The sequence below is a fragment of the Paenibacillus sp. B1-35 genome (assembly GCF_050474385.1).
GTDB classification, from domain to species: domain Bacteria; phylum Bacillota; class Bacilli; order Paenibacillales; family Paenibacillaceae; genus Paenibacillus_B; species Paenibacillus_B alvei.
Genome location: NZ_JBCHVJ010000001.1, coordinates 401,399 through 419,416 on the forward strand (window position 1 = coordinate 401,399; position 18,018 = coordinate 419,416).

Genomic DNA, 18,018 nt, shown 5'->3' on the forward strand with positions numbered 1-18,018 from the left:
AGTCTGCAAAAAGCCACCTGCCTGAAGCCGGTGGTTTTCTTTATAATGATTTATGTAAGCGATTTCAAACATCTCTAGGAGGCAATAACATGACTGAACCAAGAGTAAAAGGGCAAGTCAGAACCCCGCTAGGCAGATTAACGTTTGGAATTATACTCGGATACGGCTGCATGATGCTTGGACTCATGACCCCCGCCATGCTGCTGTTAACCTTTAAGATGATAGAGATCGATCCGAATGGATACACATCATCTTATGGGCTGATTGCCGGAGTGGGCGCGTTTTTTGCCTTGATCGGCAACCCGTTGGGCGGGGCGCTTAGCGATCGGTCGAACAACGCTTTCGGCCGGCGGCGCACTTGGATGCTCATTGGGCCGCTTGTCGGCTGTGCCGCCTTATTCTGGGTCGGGTATGCGACGGAAGTGTGGCAAGTGATGATCGGCTGGGCGATCGCTCAACTATTTTTTAATTTTGGCATGGCTGCTTATACGGCACTCATTCCGGATCAGGTCAAGGAAGAAAGACAGGGTACGATTTCAGGAATCGTCGGACTTATCCTGCCTGCTGCCGTATGCATCGGCATGGTGCTCATGATTCTCATGAACGGCGCAACCTCTGACGTAAAGTGGTTGTCGCTCTCCATCATCGGCATCGTTGGTCCGATCATAAGTTTATTCGTCATTCGCGACGGGAAGGTTGAGATTATCCAGACCGAAAAACGAAAAGAAACGTTCGGCGAGAAAATAAGCAAAATTTATCCCAGCCCAAGGAAATTCCCTGCATTTACGTGGGCAATCATCTCGAAATTCCTGCTTATGATGGGTTATTGCAGCACGTTATACCTTACGGTCATGCTCGTGAACCGGATGGGTTACACGGAAAGTCAAGCAACGAACAGCGTCGGGACGCTCAATATTGTCTGCTTGATCGCTTCGGCTGCTACCAGCATTGTAGGCGGCATTCTGTCCGATAAATTCAAGAAACAGAAACCGTTCTTGTATGGTTCGGCTTTCATCATGGTCGTAGGCATACTGTTGTACGCCTTCATTCCGGAGTATACCGCTTATATAATCGCGTCCGCTATTATCGGACTGGGCTTCGGCTGCTTTAGCGCCGTCGATATGGCATTGGTCGCTCGGATTCTGCCGCGAAAAGAAGATGCCGCCAAGGACTTCGGCCTGATGAACGTTGCGAATGCACTGCCGCAGTCCATTGTGCCTGCGATTGCACCGCTGCTGCTAGGAGTGGGGGGCTGGACGTTCTTCTACATTGTATTAGCGATTTGCGTGGTGCTCGGCATGCTTGCCGTTAAGCCATTGCCTGAAGTCGGAAGTTCGAATGGTCGCATACAAACAGATAATCACATTACAGCACCGCAAATGGGAGGTTTATCGCATGAATAGAAATGTACACGACATCATAAAGCAAATGACGCTCGAAGAAAAAGCAAGCCTTTGTTCGGGGCTGAACATGTGGCAGACCAAAGCAGTAGAACGCCTCGGCATCCCATCCATCGTCCTGACGGACGGACCGCATGGACTTCGCAAACAAGCCGATCCTGCGGACATGTCGAGCAAAACGGTACCGTCGACATGCTTTCCAAGCGGAGCAGGTCTTGCCTCTTCTTGGGACAGACAATTGATTGAAGAGGTAGGTCAAGCGCTTGGAGAGGAATGCCAAGCCGAGGGCGTTCACATTATTCTCGGGCCGGCTGTTAATATTAAACGTTCTCCGCTTTGTGGACGCAACTTTGAATATTTTTCCGAAGACCCGTACCTCTCATCGGAAATGGGAACCCATCATGTATTGGGCGTACAAGGACAGGGGGTCGGAACCTCAGTCAAGCATTTTGCAGCCAACAACCAAGAGACACTGCGCAATTCCATTAACGCGGTCGTCGACGAACGAACATTGAATGAAATTTATTTGCGCAGTTTCGAAGGGCCGATCATCGACGCTAAGGCGTGGACGGTCATGTGTGCCTACAACCTGGTTAACGGCGATTTCTGTTCGGAAAATCCGTATCTGCTTACAGAGATATTGAAGGAAAGATGGGATCACGAGGGTTTTGTCATGACGGATTGGGGAGCCATTAATGAGCGGATGAAAGGATTGAAGGCAGGTCTAGAGCTAGAAATGCCTTACGCTGGTCCGGAACGCGATCAGATGATCGTGGATGCTATCCGCTCCGGCGAGCTGGAAGAAAGCGTGTTGGATGATGCAGTGGAACGGCTGCTGAAGGTTATCTTCCATACGATCGACAATAGGAAAGAAGGCTTCATTTACGATAAGGAAGCGCATCATGAACTGGCACGGAGAGCGGCAGGTGAGTGCATGGTGCTGCTTAAAAATGACAATGCATTGCTGCCGCTCAACACCAAGCAATCTGTTGCCGTGATCGGAGCATTTGCCGCAACTCCTCGTTATCAGGGTGGGGGAAGCTCGCATATAACGCCTACGCGTCTGGATGCAGCGCTGGATGCGATATCTGCGCTAGCCGAAAGGGGAGTGGCGTATGCGCCAGGGTATTCTCTGATGGAGGATGTCGTCGATGAAGCAATGATTGCGGAGGCCGAATCGATCGCGGCGCAACAGGATGTCGCCATCATTTTTGCAGGCTTGCCGGATGCGTTCGAGTCGGAAGGGCTGGATCGCACGCATCTTAATATGCCGGCTTCGCAGTGTGCGTTAATCGAACGTGTAGCAGCCGTGCAGCCGAACACGGTCGTTGTTTTGTCCAATGGCTCGCCGATCGCAATGCCGTGGCTGAACAAGGTGAAGGCTGTGCTCGAAGGTTATTTGGGTGGACAAGCAACAGGCAGCGCGGCGGCGGACGTGCTCTACGGTTTCGTGAACCCGAGCGGCAAACTTGCGGAAACGTTCCCTTCATCATTGGAGCAGACACCGTCTTATCTAAACTTTCCTGGCGGCAAAAACGAAGTATTCTACGGCGAAGGCATTTTTGTCGGTTACCGTTACTATGAAGCGAAAAAAGAAAAACCGCTATTTCCATTCGGCCATGGACTGAGTTATACGACGTTCGCGTATGAACGGATCCATATCGACAAACAGAGCATGAAGGATACGGATACCGTGACCGCAACTGTAACCGTGCGCAATACAGGCAGCCGTGCCGGAAAAGAAATTGTGCAGCTATACGTCAAGCCTTCGGAAAGCTCTGTAGTCCGTCCGGTAAAGGAGTTGAGGGGCTTTGCGAAGGTCAGTCTAGAAGCAGGCGAGGCAACGACGGTGAGCTTTACGCTCAATAAACGATCCTTCGCTTACTTCAATACCGATATCCATGATTGGTTCGCTGAAACGGGCGATTATGAAATCGTAGTCGGTCCGTCATCCGCAGACACGCCGTTATCGGCAAGCATTCATGTCCGTTCGACGGAAATTCCATTCTCGAAGGTAACCCGAAATACGAAATTTCATGAGCTGCTGGCAATTCCGGCTACGACTCAATTTGCCAAAGATGCGATGAAGGAGAGCATGGCGAGCTTGGAGCACATGGGAGCCGTCTTCGCAGAGGGCATGGGCGATGAGGGCATCGCACAACTGCTGAAAGCTATGAAAGAATGGAAGAAATATGATGGAATACGCTCTCTGACAGGAATGCTGGGGAGCGGCATGACGGATGCTCAGCTGAATCAGATAATTGGACAACTGAATGAGACCTTAGGGTTAAAGAACGCTTCGACGAAATAAATCCCTGTGGATGCTTGCTTAGCAGCGGTGGAATCAAATATAGAAAATCGCATGGGGATAGGAGAGGAATCGGATACATGAAAGATATAGAAACAATGGCTCATCAACATGGAAATGCTATTTCATATATTCAGAACGACGGCGGCCCAAAGCTCGGATATTGCATGCATTCGGGCGTAACGATTTTGGAACAAGACGGATACTTTTTCAAGGATTTGAACAAAGATGGCAAGCTTGACAAGTATGAAGACTGGCGCCTGTCTCCGGAGGAGCGGGCGCGGGATCTTGCTTCCAAGATGACGATTGAGCAAATCGCGGGATTGATGCTATACAGCAGGCACCAATCCGTTCCGGCAGCGAGCGGCGGATGGTTCGCCAGCACATACGGCGGGAAATCGTATGAAGATAGCGGAGCGAAGCCTTGGGAATTGACGGACGAGCAAATGAAATTTCTCTCGGAGGATCATTTGCGCCATATTCTCGTGACGAATGTGGAAACTCCGGAAGTGGCTGCCCGGTGGAGCAATTTGGTTCAAGCTTTCGCAGAAAGCACGGGGCTCGGCATTCCGGCGAACAACAGCTCGGATCCGCGGCACAGCTCGGACTCCAGCTCCGAATTCAATGCTGGAGCAGGCGGGGCCATCTCCATGTGGCCGGAGCCTCTCGGGCTGGCGGCAACGTTCGACCCGGCATTGACGCGCAAGTTCGGCGAAATCGCGGCTAAGGAATATCGGGCGCTGGGGCTGACGACCGCCTTGTCCCCGCAAATTGACATCGCTACCGACCCGCGCTGGTTCCGCTTCAACGGTACGTTCGGTGAGGATACCCGATTGGCGACGGACATGGCGCGTGCTTATATTGACGGGTTCCAAACCTCGTCGGGTGAATCAGAGCTTGCGGACGGTTGGGGTTATGACAGTGTCAATGCGATGGTAAAGCATTGGCCGGGCGGCGGTTCGGGCGAAGGCGGACGGGACGCTCATTACGGCTGCGGAAAGTACGCGGTATATCCGGGAAATAACTTTGCGGAACACATTAAGCCTTTCTCTGAAGGCGCATTTCGATTGCATGGCCGTACAGGCAAGGCTTCAGCCGTGATGCCGTATTACACGATCTCCGTTAACCAGGATACCGTGAACGGGGAGAATGTCGGCAACTCGTACAGCTCGCACCTGATTCGAGATCTGCTTCGCGAACGATACGGCTATGACGGCGTCGTCTGCACCGATTGGCTGATTACGGCCGACGAATCGGGAGGCAAGGATACCTTCCTGTCGGGCAAACCATGGGGGGTGGAGGAGCTGTCCGTTGCGGAGCGCCATTATAAGCTGATCATGGCAGGCGTCGATCAATTTGGCGGCAACAACGAAATCGAACCTGTACTGGAAGCGTATCGAATGGGTGTTGCGGAGCATGGTGAAACGTATATGCGAAACCGCTTCGAGCAATCAGCCGTGCGCCTCTTGAAGAACATCTTCCGTCTCGGCCTGTTCGAAAATCCATACTTGGATGTGGAAGAAAGTGCGCATATCGTCGGGAACCCGAGCTATATGCAGGCCGGTTATGAAGCGCAACTGAAATCGATCGTCATGCTGAAGAATAAGCAGCAAATCCTTCCTCTGCCGCGTCAAAGCACGGTTTATATTCCAAAACGGCATATGCCGGCAGGGAAGGATTGGTTTGGCAATCCAACGCCGGAGACGGTTGAGTATCCCGTGAATATGGAGGTTGTTGCTAAATACTTCAAGGTAACGGATAACCCGGATGAAGCCGATTTTGGCCTTGTCTTTATGAGCAGTCCGAAGTCGGGAACCGGTTATAGTCAAGAAGATGCGGACAACGGCGGGAATGGATATGTCCCTATCAGTTTGCAGTACAAGCCGTACACCGCTGAACATGCTCGCAAACAAAGCCTTGCAGGGGATGCGCGCCCAGATGAGGTTCTGAACCGAACTTATCTAGGGAAAACCGTGACAACGCATAACGAATCAGATTTGGATGCCGTTATGGACACGGCAGAGAAAATGAAGGGGAAGCCCGTCATAGTCTCGCTTTCATTATCTACGCCTATGATCGTGGGAGAGTTCGAATCACATGTCGATGGAATCATCGCCCATTTCGGCGTCCAGGATCAAGCCATTCTCGATATATTGACGGGAACTGCTGAACCATCTGGACGATTGCCGATGCAAATGCCGGCAAACATGGCGACCGTCGAATCGCAATTCGAGGATGTGGCGCATGACATGGAGTGTCATGTTGATACGGAGAACAATGTCTATGATTTTGGATACGGCTTGAACTGGAGCGGACTTGTTGAAGATGAACGTACGCGAACCTACAAGAAGAAGCAGTCTACAATAGTTTTTAGCACCAGTTCACTATAAACGGCAAGAGAGGAGACAGTGTCGGCGATGATGCTGTCTTTTTTTCGTATTTATCTTGCCTTCGTCAAAATATAGTATTCTTTTTTATGGTATTGTAAGACATAGTAGCAGGTATTACAGAGAGGAGCGGCAACATGACTCGCGAACAAGAACAAACAATGGATTGGGAAGACGAAAAGATTGATGACCCTGCGCATTTTTTGCTTCATCATGGGATGAGAGGAATCTTTGAGGCAGAGGAAATGGTAGAGGGGGACTGCATCGTTATCCCAGAATGGGAGCTTACGATACGCCCGCATGTGGCGAAGTGGACGGATCAGACTGTTATGCTTCAATTTCAAGTAAGCTCGCCTAAGTGGGATCGTGATATATATGAAACGACGGCTGGTATCGGCAGCAGCTTGAAAAATGCATTTGGTACGGCGATAGGCGGCTTTGCCTTTTCCTTTATGGAGGGAATCGCCTCCATGGAGCAGGAGCGAAATCCCGAGACGCTGCATTCGACATACGGAGACACGGTGCATCACTGGAAGGCTTATAAGAGCAATATCGTCGGTTTGGGAGAGTCGTCGCCTGAAATGGAAGAGTCCCCATACTGGGAAACGCTTAAGGACGAAATCGCAAAGCGGATCGGTGATCAAAAGCTTTGCTATATCAAAATTTATGCTGCGAAGCACGAGGACGACATTACCGGCGAGTGTCGCATTAATGATATTCCGAGCCCCGAGCTAGGACAAATCGTAGCGGAGATCGCAAGCAAGTGGCAGGTGGAAGGTTTTGCATCACAAAAGCAGTTTATTTTCTTGTTGCAGTCGGAGGAAACATATACACCGTATCCTTATTCTCCCGAGCATGTTGCGGAGGCGACGCATACAGCGGTTCGCCTCTTTATGGAGTGCGATACGCAGGAGAAGTACGATAATTTCACAGATATATTAGTCGAGCGATTGCAGGATAGCGATTTAGCTCAGGAGTTATACTCCTTTTTACCTGAAATCTGTGCAGAGCATGCCTTCGATATGCTTAGTTATAACGAAGAATTGCTTTTGTACAGGGGAGAGGAGTCTTTCAATGTATACCGGACTCAATTTGCCAGCTATTCGATGATTTCAAATGCATTTTTTGAAGGCTTTCGAACGGGAGAATTTGATGATGACGTATATAAGCAATACATAAGTGTCAGCTCTATTTACAACGTGATTTGCCAAGCGAGGGAGCAGGGAGCGGATTTGGTGAAGGACGGCGGCGTTTTGACGCTTTCCTACGGAATGTCGGAGCAGTATCGCTTTAGATGAGGAAGTGAGAGGTGTACGAATTTCGACATTACAAAAAATGTAACGTGGAAGGAAGAGGTAGGCGAGACTAGGTCCTAATGTACTTGTCTTTTACAGGAAAGGAATGCCATACTGTGTATATCAATCATGGGAGGTGTGTCAATGGAGCGTCGCGTGATTACAGCAAAAGATTTGTACCGGTTCGTATGGTTATCTGATCCGGCCGTCAATCCAGTAGACGGGACGATTGCTTATGTAGCGAAACAGGTGAATGAAGAAAAGAGCGGTTATCGATCGCGCATACATATTACGACAGCTGACGGGACGAAAAGCAAGGTATTTACACATGGAGAACAAGACAACGCTCCTATCTGGTCGCCTGACGGTCAAAAGCTGGCCTTTCTTCGCAAGAAGGGGAAGTACCAGCAAATCTGGCTAATGGCAGCTGACGGCGGCGAAGCGGAAGCTCTCACAGACACAGAGTTTGGTGTAAGCGCATTCCTGTGGTCGCCTGACGGTTCCCGCTTGTTGTATACCACGAGCACCAATCAAGCAGAGATTGAAAAAGTGAACGCGCAGGGAGACTGTGAGAATAAGCCTGGCAAGCAGGCAATCGTTGTCGATCGGTTAAAATGCAAGGCGGACGGCAAAGGATTGCTGGACAGCAAGCGTTCGCATTTGCACGTGCTTGATCTTCAATCTGGCTCGACCGTCCCCTTAACTTCTGGAGATTATGATATCCATGATTTTGCATGGTCACCAGATGGGGTTCATGCTGCTTTTTCAGCGAATCGCATCGAGGAAGATAGGGTCGACCAAGATCTGGTCTTCACGCAAGATATCTACATCGTGAATTGCAAAGACGGAGTATGTCGTCGTGTGACAAACTCTGGTCTTGTGATTGGAAATATTGCCTTCTCACCAGATGGGCAAACGATTGCTTTCCTAGGACATAACCGCCAATATGAGAACGCAACATTAATTCTTCTGTATACCGTGCCTGTTACAGGCGGAACAGCAGAATGTATACATCCTGACCTGGATCTATATCTCGATAATGCAGCCGTGACCGATATGAAAGCTCTCGGTTCTTCGGCTCCTGTCTTTACACCAGACGGCTCAACTATTTATTCGCTCGTATCGGCGGAGGGCAGTGTCCAACTCGCGCGCTTCTCCTTGAATGGAGACTATGAAATTCTGAGCTCTGGTGATCGTGAGATTACTCAATTTACGGTGGCACAGGACGGGAAGCAAATTGTCTTTATCTCAGCCGATCCGCTGCAGCCAGGTAATTTGTGCACGATGGATATGACCACAGGGCGAGAGCAGCGCTTAGTAGCCCCGAATGACAGCTTTCTAGCTGAGTTGAATCTGAGCCAGCCGGAATCGTTCTGGTTCCAGACGTCTGACGGCTGGAAGGTGCAAGCTTGGATTATGAAGCCGCCAGGCATGTCTGCAGGCGACAAGGTACCGACAATTGTTGAAATTCATGGCGGCCCGCATACGATGTACGCGCACTCCTTCATGCATGAGTTCCAACTGCTTGCCGCCCAAGGTTATGCGGTTCTCTATTCGAATCCGCGCGGCAGCCACGGCTATGGTCAGAAATTCGTTGATGCTTGTCGCGGGGATTACGGCGGGAAGGATTACGAGGATATTATGGAGACGCTAGATCAGGCGATTGCCCGCTACTACTTCATAGATAAAGATCGGCTTGGCGTTACGGGCGGCAGCTATGGCGGCTTCATGACGAACTGGGTTGTTGGCCATACGAACCGCTTCAAGGGAGCTGTCACACAGCGTTCGATCTCGAACTGGTTCTCGTTCTATGGTGTCAGCGATATCGGATACTTCTTTACCGAGGATCAGATCTGTGCACAGCCATGGGAAGATCCGGAGAAGTTGTGGAAGCATTCACCGCTCGCATATGTAGACAAAGTGCAGACGCCGCTCCTTATTTTGCACGGAGAGCAAGATCTGCGCTGTCCGATCGAACAGGCTGAGCAGCTATATGTGGCCTTGAAGCGCCTAGGCAAGACCACACAGTTGGTGCGATTCCCAGATGCGAATCATGATTTATCGCGAAACGGTCATCCAGAGCTCCGTGTAGAGCGGCTGAACCGAATTGTTGGCTGGATGAAGCAATATGTGTAGGGTCAACGAACAAGATTCCCTCTTGCAATAATAAAATCGATTAAGAAATGGATAAGAACAGATTGGAAAGGGGGAGCTTTCCATCTGTTCTTTTTTATATGATGAGATGAAGGCGATCGATTTTTTCAACTTAAATGTTAAGTCTCATTGCGAAATGAAACCTATATAAATTAACTAATTTAATTTTATAAACACATGTAACTTAAAATTTACGTATTTTATGTCATTTCATTTAAATATACCGATTAGTCACTATAATAAAATTAATCATTTTAAGAAGAAGGGTCAGTGGAGGAATGGATACAATTGATCGCTCAATTTTGAATGCGTTAAAAGAAAACGGCAGAACGACTGCTTCAGAAATTAGTAAAAGAGTGAATCTCTCAATTCCCGCTGTAACAGAACGAATAAGGAAATTGGAAGAAGCAAATATCATAGAAGCTTATACGATCAAAATCAGTCGTGAGAAGATGGGCTGCAACTTACTTTCCTTTATTTTTGTTACCATTGACCAGTCCAAGCATATCGAGGATTTCAGGAAAGCAATAGTCGCATGTAAATCTGTACTTGAATGTCATCATGTTGCGGGCCAATACGATTATTTATTGAAGGTGATCGTTGCAGATACGCAGGAATTGGAACATTTTATATCTCATACGCTGAAAAATATGATCGGTGTTCATAGCAGTAATACGATTATTTCCCTATCTTCTTTGAAAGAAAATATTAATCTATAGGAGATCGTACGATGTTAAAGAAGGGGTTTTTCTTTGGTATGACACTGCAGTTCGCTGTAGGACCGGTATGTATTTTTATCTTTCAAACAGCTTCGTTCCAGGGATTTCTAACTGCTGAGACCGCAGTGCTAGCTACTGTATTCATTGATCTTATCTTTATGTTAGCCGCCATTTTTGGTGTGGCAGCAGTAATAAAGTGCAAACGAATCAAAATGGGATTGAACCTATTTGGAGCTATCGTCTTGTGCCTATTTGGGATGAGCTTTGTTGCGAACGCGCTGGAAACTAATGATTATTACAGTATAGGCGATAGGGTTCATTCTCGTACAACTAGCGTCTTTTTGCCTGCTGTCCTATTGGTCGCTTCAAACCCGCTCAGCATCGTTTTTTGGGCCGGTGTATTTTCGACAAGGGTGCTTGAAGATGAGTTGAAGAAGATGGAGGTTTATGTATTTAGTTTGGGTGCTTTATGTTCTACACTTTTCTTTTTAACTATGGTTGCATGCATCGGAGCCTGGATTGGCAGCTTTGTGACACCTGCAATTATGCGAAGCATGAATATAATAGCTGGAATGTTATTAATCGGTCTTGGAGCTGAGTCTCTATTGAAGGTGTGGAACGTGAGGAAATCAATCTAATTTGGAGGATTGTCCTGGATTGACTGCCTCCTCATGTACTGTCCCTCATTCTGAATGATGAACACAAAGACAGGGCAGTCCCCGGTGAGGGAGCTGCCCAATCTATTTATTGCTGAGCGAGTCTATCTCTCCGTTCATGCTCAGGCTCAATATGAATCAATACTTCTGCACGCTCGAAGGAGCTCTGAATGGTATGTTCGATCTCATCACATAGATGATGCGCGGTGGCGATATCCATGCCAGAGGGTACCACGAGGTGAAAGTCTACGTATTCGACCGGGCCGGAGCGTCTTGTACGAAAATCATGAAATTCTATATACTTCTCCTTATGAAGGAGTATCAGCTGCTGAAGCTGCTGTTCTTCCTCTTCGGACAATCTAGCATCGAGCAGGGGAGGAAAGGATTCCTTCATAAGTGTAAATGCTTCCTTCATAATGTACATCGCAAGAAATATCCCGATAATCGGATCTAAGATTGTCCATCCCGTCAATGTAACAAGAAGCAAGCTTGCCCCTACGCCTAGCGATGTATATACGTCCGTGAGCAAATGCAGGGCATTAGACTTCATCGCTACCGAATGAAGCTCATCCGCCGTTTTGCGCACCTTTTTCGCAACAATAAAATTAATGGTCGCTCCAACAAACATGACAGCGATCCCCAAGTATGGCATTTCAATTTCCGCAGGCTGCATGATTTTATGGGCACATTCGTAAATAATCCAAATACCGGCTGCAAATATGAGCAGGGTTTCGATTGTTCCTGAAATATTCTCAACTTTCCCATGTCCATAGGGATGGTTGCGATCCGCAGAACGACTCGATATGCGTACAGAGAAACATGCAATAACTGATGCTGCTAAATCTAAAAATGAATGTATCGCTTCAGAAATTATCGCGATAGATCCCGTTAAGATTCCTACGATCAGCTTTAATATTACGACAGTCGTGTTGCTGAGCACAGACAGAAATGCAACTTTTTGACCGTTCAATATCATCACCCTTACTATTGTCATCGTTTGCTAATTCCAACATAGCAGATGAAAATCGTGTGGGTCTACAGAAACCTTTTTTCGTGTTTGCAGGTAAATAGTGCATGTTGAAAAAAGTTGATGGAATGCAAAAAAACCGAATAATCCCATCTTATACCATAATATTCTGTGTTGTGCGAAGATTGTGTGCTATTAAATGGATATCTGATCCAGCTTGTTAAGGAGGCAACCAGTATGTCTAACTTGATATCAAATGGCTCTCCTATTATGGGGATACCTGTCCCAAAAATAACAATGAAGGGTTTTCAAACCAGATAACCTGAAATGGCTGCATCGGCTCATAAACCAGCCATCGAGATAGAGAAGGCAATTGATTTTGCAGCCGATTTGCCGTTAAAGCCGTCTTCTACAAAGAAAATAAAGGATGAGCAGACCTAGCTAAATGGGTTGAAGGGAAGGAAGAAAAGCACTTTGGAGTTTGTATCTATTGCGAGCCTCCATACGAAATGGTAAAGGGAAGGACAGCATTCCCTTTTTGTGATACCTGTGTGGATATGGGAGAGCAACATTTCGAATATCGCCTTGTGCTATAACATAATGGATCAAATACACAAGGAGATGAGCTTATGAGCAAATTACAAGGGAAAGTCGCTGTCGTAACAGGTGCAAGCAGGGGGATCGGACGAGCCATTGCGCTGCGTCTTGCACAGGAGGGCGCTTTAGTCGCTGTACATTACGGGAAAAGACAAGAGCAAGCAGAAGAAGTGGTTCGGCAAATCCAACAATATGGAGGAGCTGCGTTCAAGGTAGGCGCTGATGTAAGTAATGTTAGCGGGATCAATCAACTTTATGAAGTTTTGGATGAGACGATTCGAGAATATACGGGGGATCCTCGATTTGATATTTTGGTGAATAACGCTGGAATTGGGCAAATTCTGTCCATTGAGGACGCAACGGAAGAGACATTTGATGAAGTGATGAGCGTCAATGTGAAAGGGCCATTTTTTGTTATTCAACAGGCGCTGCCTCGCCTAAACGATTATGGACGAATTATTAATCTCTCTTCATTTGTGACACGCGCGGCCTCCCCGAGCGTGTTCGCTTACAGTATGACCAAGGGGGCAATTAATACACTTACTATCGCCTTAGCTAAGCAATTAGGGTCGCGTCATATTACAGTAAATGCAATTCTTCCCGGTATCGTTAATACGGAGATGAATGCCAGGACTTTGGGAAATTCTCATGGACAGAAGCTGGCTGCCGGATTATCCACCTTTAACAGATGGGGAGAACCCGAGGATATAGCAGATATTTCCGCCTTTTTGGCCTCACCCGACAGCCGCTGGATAACCGGACAGTTGATTGATGCAAGCGGGGGATCACATTTGTAACAAATGTAACAATTATAGGGAGAAGGCCAGCCTTCTCCTTTTTGTTTTGTTGAATATCAACTTTCTTTATCTATTTATGCGATTTGCCGTTTATTTAAAATTTGATCTTGTAATGTGTGAGTGATAGGATTATGATATAATTGTTTCGTATGTAACAATTACATGACCACTTTTTGTACTCTCTTTAGATAACATTGTTCGATTATAGAAAGGAGGATTAGCGGAGTATGTGGTGAACTTATTTACAATCATATTGTTACATATGTAACAAAAATAGGTTGATGGATGTATTTTCAGTTCACATTATGCTCAAAGGAGTTGATAACATGGATTATCAAGCTATAATCGTCGGAGCGGGGCCTGTTGGATTGATGTTGGCCTCTGAGCTTGCCTTGTTTGGCGTGTCCGTTTGCATTGTTGAACGCTTGCCTCAGCCGGGAACATTTTCAAAAGCATTCAACCTGCATCCTCGTTCCTTGGAGATACTGGGAATGAGAGGACTTCTGAAAAGATTTATGGATGAAGGGCAAATCATACCGAGTGGTCATTTCTCTGCCTTGGAAACAAGACTGGACTTTTCAGTGTTGGATACAGGCTCGAATCATATGTTATTGATTCCACAGAGGACAACCGAACGATTACTGGAAGAGCACATTCGCAGTTTGAATGTTCCAATTTACAGAGGAATGGAAGTCGTGGCGGTTCGCCAAAATGATGAAATAGCCGAAATCGTTGCTGTAGGTACAGAGGGTATGATTTTACTCCAATCGCACTATGTTATTGGTACGGATGGCGCTGGCAGTATTGTTCGCAAGCAAGCGGGAATTCCGTTCGAAGGCACGGATAGCAATATCACGGCTGCCTTAGGCGATGTAACGCTTTCGAATCCACCTAGTGACAACCTATTATTCGTATTCAATCAACGCGGAAACGCATACATTATACCTTTGCCGGAGGACAAGTATCGAATTGTTGTTGTCGATCCGATGTGCACGCAGACACCTAAGGAAAGGCCTGTGTCCCTAATGGAATTAAGCACTAGTCTGCAGCAGATATGCGGCACGGATTATGGCATATCCGATCCGATATGGATGTCGCGCTTCGGCAATGCCACACGAATCGCGAAATATTATCGAAACGGCCGCATTTTACTGGCTGGCGATGCAGCGCATATCCATTTCCCGTCAGGCGGCCAAGGCCTAAATGTTGGTTTGCAGGAAGCTATGAACCTTGGTTGGAAACTGGCGGGTGAGATTCAGGGCTGGGCTCCAGCATGTCTGCTTGACAGCTATCATAGCGAGCGGCATCCGGTGGCAGAACAATTACTGCATAACACAGAGGTACAGACAAAATTAATTGACTTCAGCCCCGCTGGCTTAGAGCTTAGAAAAACGATGGCCGATCTGCTGAAATTCCCTGACGCTAATCGATACTTATCAGAACGGATATCTGCAATCGGTGTAAATTACGAACCAGACTCACAGCTGCCTATCCATCCTCTTCATGGGAAGAGACTTCCTGATTTAGACATCCTGTTAGCAAACCGGGAGGCCACATCCTTATACTCACTTCTTCATGCTGGTAGTTATGTATGCCTCTTGCTGGAAGATCACACAGATGAGTCTGCACATTGTGGCGCTTCCGCTCCACTCCAGATGATACATGCCACCATTGCTGAGCAGCGCTCTGAATGGGCCGATGTCCATGCAGCTCTGATACGTCCTGACGGACATGTCGCATGGGCATTAAGCAAGCAACAGCCAGATCTCCCTTCACTTTTGCAAAAAGCTATACATCGGTGGTGCGCACGATAAATTCTTCAATTGACCGAAGGCTGCGCATACATGATAAACAGTATCTATAGCTATAAATTTGGTTCGATTATAGTAGGATGCTATCAGCTCCCGATTCAGGAATGCCTATGTCTCCTGCTACTCCGCTGATGCAAGATCGGGTATAATAAAAGAATTAATTCAAGCGGAGGATAGGCATGGATCAGGTAAATTCTACTTACAGTAAGCATGCATTTTACGAATTATTTATTGATCTCATTCATCAACAAGAGCAGCACGAATTTATGATTCAAAAGCATATTGCTAAAGTGCTAAATAAGCTGGGGGATGAGTTTGATCAAGAACTTCAGTTGAATATTACAGAACTTCATGTGATATCCTGCATTGGGGAGCATGAACCGATCAATGTCACATCACTGGCCGAACGATTACGGATCTCCAAAGCGACGGTGTCACGAATTTGCTCCAAATTGTTGTCGAATGACATCATACGCAGAACCCAACTGAGCGATAACAAAAAAGAAGTTTATTTTCGTTTGAATCCAAAAGGGAAGCGATTGAACGTACTGCATGATCGAGCGCATCAAGAACTGGAGCAGCGATTTTCGGACATTCTGGATCAATATAACGAAGAAGAGCTTCTCATCGTACAAAGGCTGTTCCAAGATATATTGAACAATTGGCTGTATATCCATGAGACTTTGGAATCTAAAGACTAGCTTGTTTATTTTGCGCCCAGTCCATACTCGAACGGGCTGGGCGTAATCTCACACATGGATTTGTACGTATCAAGCGGGAAGAAGTTTATTAAAGCTAATTAGTTGGAATCATCCAGTGCTTTTCTGACTTTTCTAGCGAAGATTAGCGGTTTTTCTACCGCTTCAATATTGACATAAATCAAACGCGGACGTTCAAACAGCCATTCATTGTGAACAGAAGAGACGAGTATGCCCTGTTTGCGAATAGCAGATAGAAAACGATTGGTTTCGTTTTGCAAAAGAGCGATTCTTCCTAAGCATAAGGCTTTGCCTGTTATTTTATTTTTTGATTCAAACGAGAAAGAAGAGGTTACACGGAATCTTTTCCCCAAAATGAAAGTCCGTAGATGCTTTCGAGTTATCGTTGCCACGCACTTTCCGCCGGCGAATCCAGATTGTCCACCGATGATCAGTGCGAATCTCTTGCATAGGCGTTCATCATTGCTCATGTTAGACTGATCCCCCTTCCGAGAACATTCCCATGAAATCCCCATTACGTTAATTCAATACACGAATTGAAAACCGAAAAAGAAGTTGGTGGATGCATGTTAAGCATTCTATAGTCAACATAATTTATGTGTTATGGACTTCACTTGACTAGGCGCTTCCCTAAATGTGATGTAAAAGTCCTGACATTGAAGTCCGCTGTTGAGGCGATGTACACATGATGAACACATTGGATTTCTATAATAGCCTTTGTAAACCTGATTACAGGAGGCTATTGCCATGAACAAAGGTATAACAATATTATTTATAGGTGCGATGGTTACGATGTCTGTACTAACGAGTCAAGCATACTCTCATGAGCTGAAGACGCCACTCGGTATTGTAAAAGGGTTCACGGAGGGATTGCAGGACAATGTCGCACTAGAGAAACGAGATCGCTACTATCAGCATATTTTGTCTGAAGTGGATAAGATGAATGCCCTGATCATGGATATGATGGAACTGTCCAGATATGAAGCGAGGGCGATTCAACTTAAGCGAAGCTCTTATTCCATCAATGAGCAAGTACGAGGCGTTGTTGAAGCGTTCGATGTTCAAGCGGGCAGGAAACACTGCAACATAGCTTGGTGGACTGCGCAAGAAGATTTTCGTGTATCGGCTGATGCATGAGTTGTGTTTTATTTTTCATTAAATGAATCAGAGGGTGACAATATTGAACCTTGTTAAATTAAGCGGACTCATCTTATGCTGTGCAGCTATTCTAGCAGCTTCAGCGTGCGGAAAAAATGGAGAAATAAGCTCTAACGCAAAAAAACAGCCAGCTCCACCAGCGCAAATGCAGACTGAGCCTGAGGAGCCCATCTTAGTCGTTGTGGATCAGACGAAATATCCAGGCCAGCCAGAGCGGCATTTTTATTTCCAAGTCGAGCAAATCCCTAAAGGTTATTCTTTGGCCGAAATGAGATGGAAGTCAGATAAGACAACTGTTATCAATACAACAGAGCAAGCGATCGAACATGGCGGCAATGGAGAAGACGGGTTTTATATTAGTGGCAATGGCCAATTTTCCGGATTTATTTATGATGAAAAACGAAAGGGAGAGACTGGGGAAGTTACATTCGTATTCCGCAATGATTCAGGCAAGGAACGTACGTGGACCAAGAAGCTGACGTTACAATAATCAACTCTCATCGTTCTGTAAGTTGAGAAAATCGATTAGCCGGAGAGGGGAGGGACACCACCCCCTTGCTCCGGCTTCTTTATCTTGTTATAGCTGTAATCCGAATCGCTTTAGTTCGATGAAAATTCCTTCTAAGAGCTTGCCTTTGTCAGTAAGCGTATACTCGACCCGCGGAGGGACTTCGGGGTATACGTTCCTATCCACTATGCCGTGATCCTCTAGTTCCTTTAACCGCAGCGATAGTGTTTTCGGGCTGATTCCATCCATTGCTCTCAATAAATCGCTAAATCGCATTGTGCCTTCTATCAACAAATCCCGGATGATCAAAAATGTCCATTTTGTCCCAATCACATCGAGTGTTTTTGCTATCGGACAAGTTTGTCCGGGCGTTCCTTTGGTCAACGTAATAGAATCAGATGAACCAGTCATAACGAATCCTCCTAAAATATGACGATTTAGTCCCATCATATCACAATACTTCATTTACGGAAATAATGTGAATAAAATATCAGTACTTCCCTAAATGAATTAATGGAACATATAATGAGTTTGCAGCCAAT

15 protein-coding genes are annotated in these 18,018 nt (G+C 46.6%); 12 read left to right on the forward strand and 3 right to left on the reverse strand.

What is annotated here, in order from left to right; genetic code table 11:
* The first annotated feature begins 89 nt into the window (after positions 1–89).
* The 7 genes from ACQ5BJ_RS01885 (at position 90) to ACQ5BJ_RS01915 (ending at position 10,901) form a co-directional block, all read left to right on the forward strand.
* Entirely contained in the window at positions 90–1,403 is a 1,314-nt protein-coding gene (locus ACQ5BJ_RS01885; RefSeq protein ID WP_005549154.1) for an MFS transporter, read from the forward strand.
* Entirely contained in the window at positions 1,396–3,711 is a 2,316-nt protein-coding gene (locus ACQ5BJ_RS01890) for a beta-glucosidase (protein ID WP_430108101.1), read from the forward strand. Before ACQ5BJ_RS01885 ends, ACQ5BJ_RS01890 begins: the two co-directional genes overlap by 8 nt.
* A gap of 77 nt (positions 3,712–3,788) precedes the next feature.
* Positions 3,789–6,098, forward strand: coding sequence for a glycoside hydrolase family 3 protein (locus ACQ5BJ_RS01895; protein ID WP_005549149.1), 2,310 nt, complete (start codon positions 3,789–3,791; stop codon positions 6,096–6,098).
* A gap of 134 nt (positions 6,099–6,232) precedes the next feature.
* The gene (locus tag ACQ5BJ_RS01900; RefSeq protein WP_430108104.1) at positions 6,233–7,393 is read left to right on the forward strand and encodes a DUF6348 family protein; all 1,161 of its coding nucleotides are present in this window, start codon (positions 6,233–6,235) and stop codon (positions 7,391–7,393) included.
* Positions 7,394–7,534: 141 nt separating this feature from the next.
* Positions 7,535–9,526 (forward strand): prolyl oligopeptidase family serine peptidase, encoded by a 1,992-nt coding sequence (locus tag ACQ5BJ_RS01905; protein WP_430108106.1) that lies wholly within the window; start codon positions 7,535–7,537, stop codon positions 9,524–9,526.
* A gap of 296 nt (positions 9,527–9,822) precedes the next feature.
* Entirely contained in the window at positions 9,823–10,263 is a 441-nt protein-coding gene (locus tag ACQ5BJ_RS01910) for an Lrp/AsnC family transcriptional regulator (RefSeq protein WP_268600359.1), read from the forward strand.
* An 11-nt stretch (positions 10,264–10,274) separates the two neighbouring features.
* Complete coding sequence (locus ACQ5BJ_RS01915; RefSeq protein WP_430108109.1) at positions 10,275–10,901, forward strand: LysE family translocator; 627 nt, start codon at positions 10,275–10,277, stop codon at positions 10,899–10,901.
* Positions 10,902–11,007: 106 nt separating this feature from the next.
* On the opposite strand, the gene ACQ5BJ_RS01920 is transcribed toward ACQ5BJ_RS01915, so the two are convergent.
* Positions 11,008–11,913 carry a cation diffusion facilitator family transporter gene (locus tag ACQ5BJ_RS01920; RefSeq protein WP_005549143.1) on the reverse strand — a complete coding sequence of 302 codons (906 nt, stop codon included), beginning with the start codon at positions 11,911–11,913 and terminating at the stop codon, positions 11,008–11,010.
* A gap of 602 nt (positions 11,914–12,515) precedes the next feature.
* Between ACQ5BJ_RS01920 and ACQ5BJ_RS01925 the strand changes: the two genes are divergently transcribed.
* The 3 genes from ACQ5BJ_RS01925 to ACQ5BJ_RS01935 all read left to right on the forward strand — a co-directional run bounded on the left by ACQ5BJ_RS01925 (position 12,516) and on the right by ACQ5BJ_RS01935 (position 15,792).
* Positions 12,516–13,280: an SDR family oxidoreductase gene (locus tag ACQ5BJ_RS01925; RefSeq protein ID WP_430108112.1), complete on the forward strand. Its 765-nt coding sequence runs from the start codon at positions 12,516–12,518 to the stop codon at positions 13,278–13,280.
* A 326-nt stretch (positions 13,281–13,606) separates the two neighbouring features.
* On the forward strand, positions 13,607–15,094 hold the full coding sequence (locus ACQ5BJ_RS01930; RefSeq protein WP_430108116.1) for a monooxygenase: 1,488 nt from the start codon (positions 13,607–13,609) through the stop codon (positions 15,092–15,094).
* 176 nt (positions 15,095–15,270) lie between these two features.
* Entirely contained in the window at positions 15,271–15,792 is a 522-nt protein-coding gene (locus ACQ5BJ_RS01935; protein WP_430108119.1) for a MarR family transcriptional regulator, read from the forward strand.
* 98 nt (positions 15,793–15,890) lie between these two features.
* Here ACQ5BJ_RS01935 and ACQ5BJ_RS01940 read toward each other — a convergent pair whose 3' ends face one another.
* On the reverse strand, positions 15,891–16,280 hold the full coding sequence (locus tag ACQ5BJ_RS01940) for a DUF1259 domain-containing protein (protein ID WP_430108122.1): 390 nt from the start codon (positions 16,278–16,280) through the stop codon (positions 15,891–15,893).
* Positions 16,281–16,557: 277 nt separating this feature from the next.
* On the opposite strand from ACQ5BJ_RS01940, the gene ACQ5BJ_RS01945 reads away from it, so the two are divergent.
* Both ACQ5BJ_RS01945 and ACQ5BJ_RS01950 read left to right on the forward strand, forming a co-directional pair.
* Positions 16,558–16,947, forward strand: a complete 390-nt coding sequence (locus ACQ5BJ_RS01945; RefSeq protein WP_430108124.1) for a histidine kinase dimerization/phospho-acceptor domain-containing protein — start codon at positions 16,558–16,560, stop codon at positions 16,945–16,947.
* A 43-nt stretch (positions 16,948–16,990) separates the two neighbouring features.
* Entirely contained in the window at positions 16,991–17,458 is a 468-nt protein-coding gene (locus ACQ5BJ_RS01950) for a hypothetical protein (protein WP_430108126.1), read from the forward strand.
* Between the two features lie 87 nt (positions 17,459–17,545).
* Here the strand turns inward: ACQ5BJ_RS01950 and ACQ5BJ_RS01955 are convergent, their stop codons facing one another.
* The gene (locus ACQ5BJ_RS01955; RefSeq protein WP_171419233.1) at positions 17,546–17,887 is read right to left on the reverse strand and encodes a winged helix-turn-helix transcriptional regulator; all 342 of its coding nucleotides are present in this window, start codon (positions 17,885–17,887) and stop codon (positions 17,546–17,548) included.
* Positions 17,888–18,018: the final 131 nt, after the last annotated feature.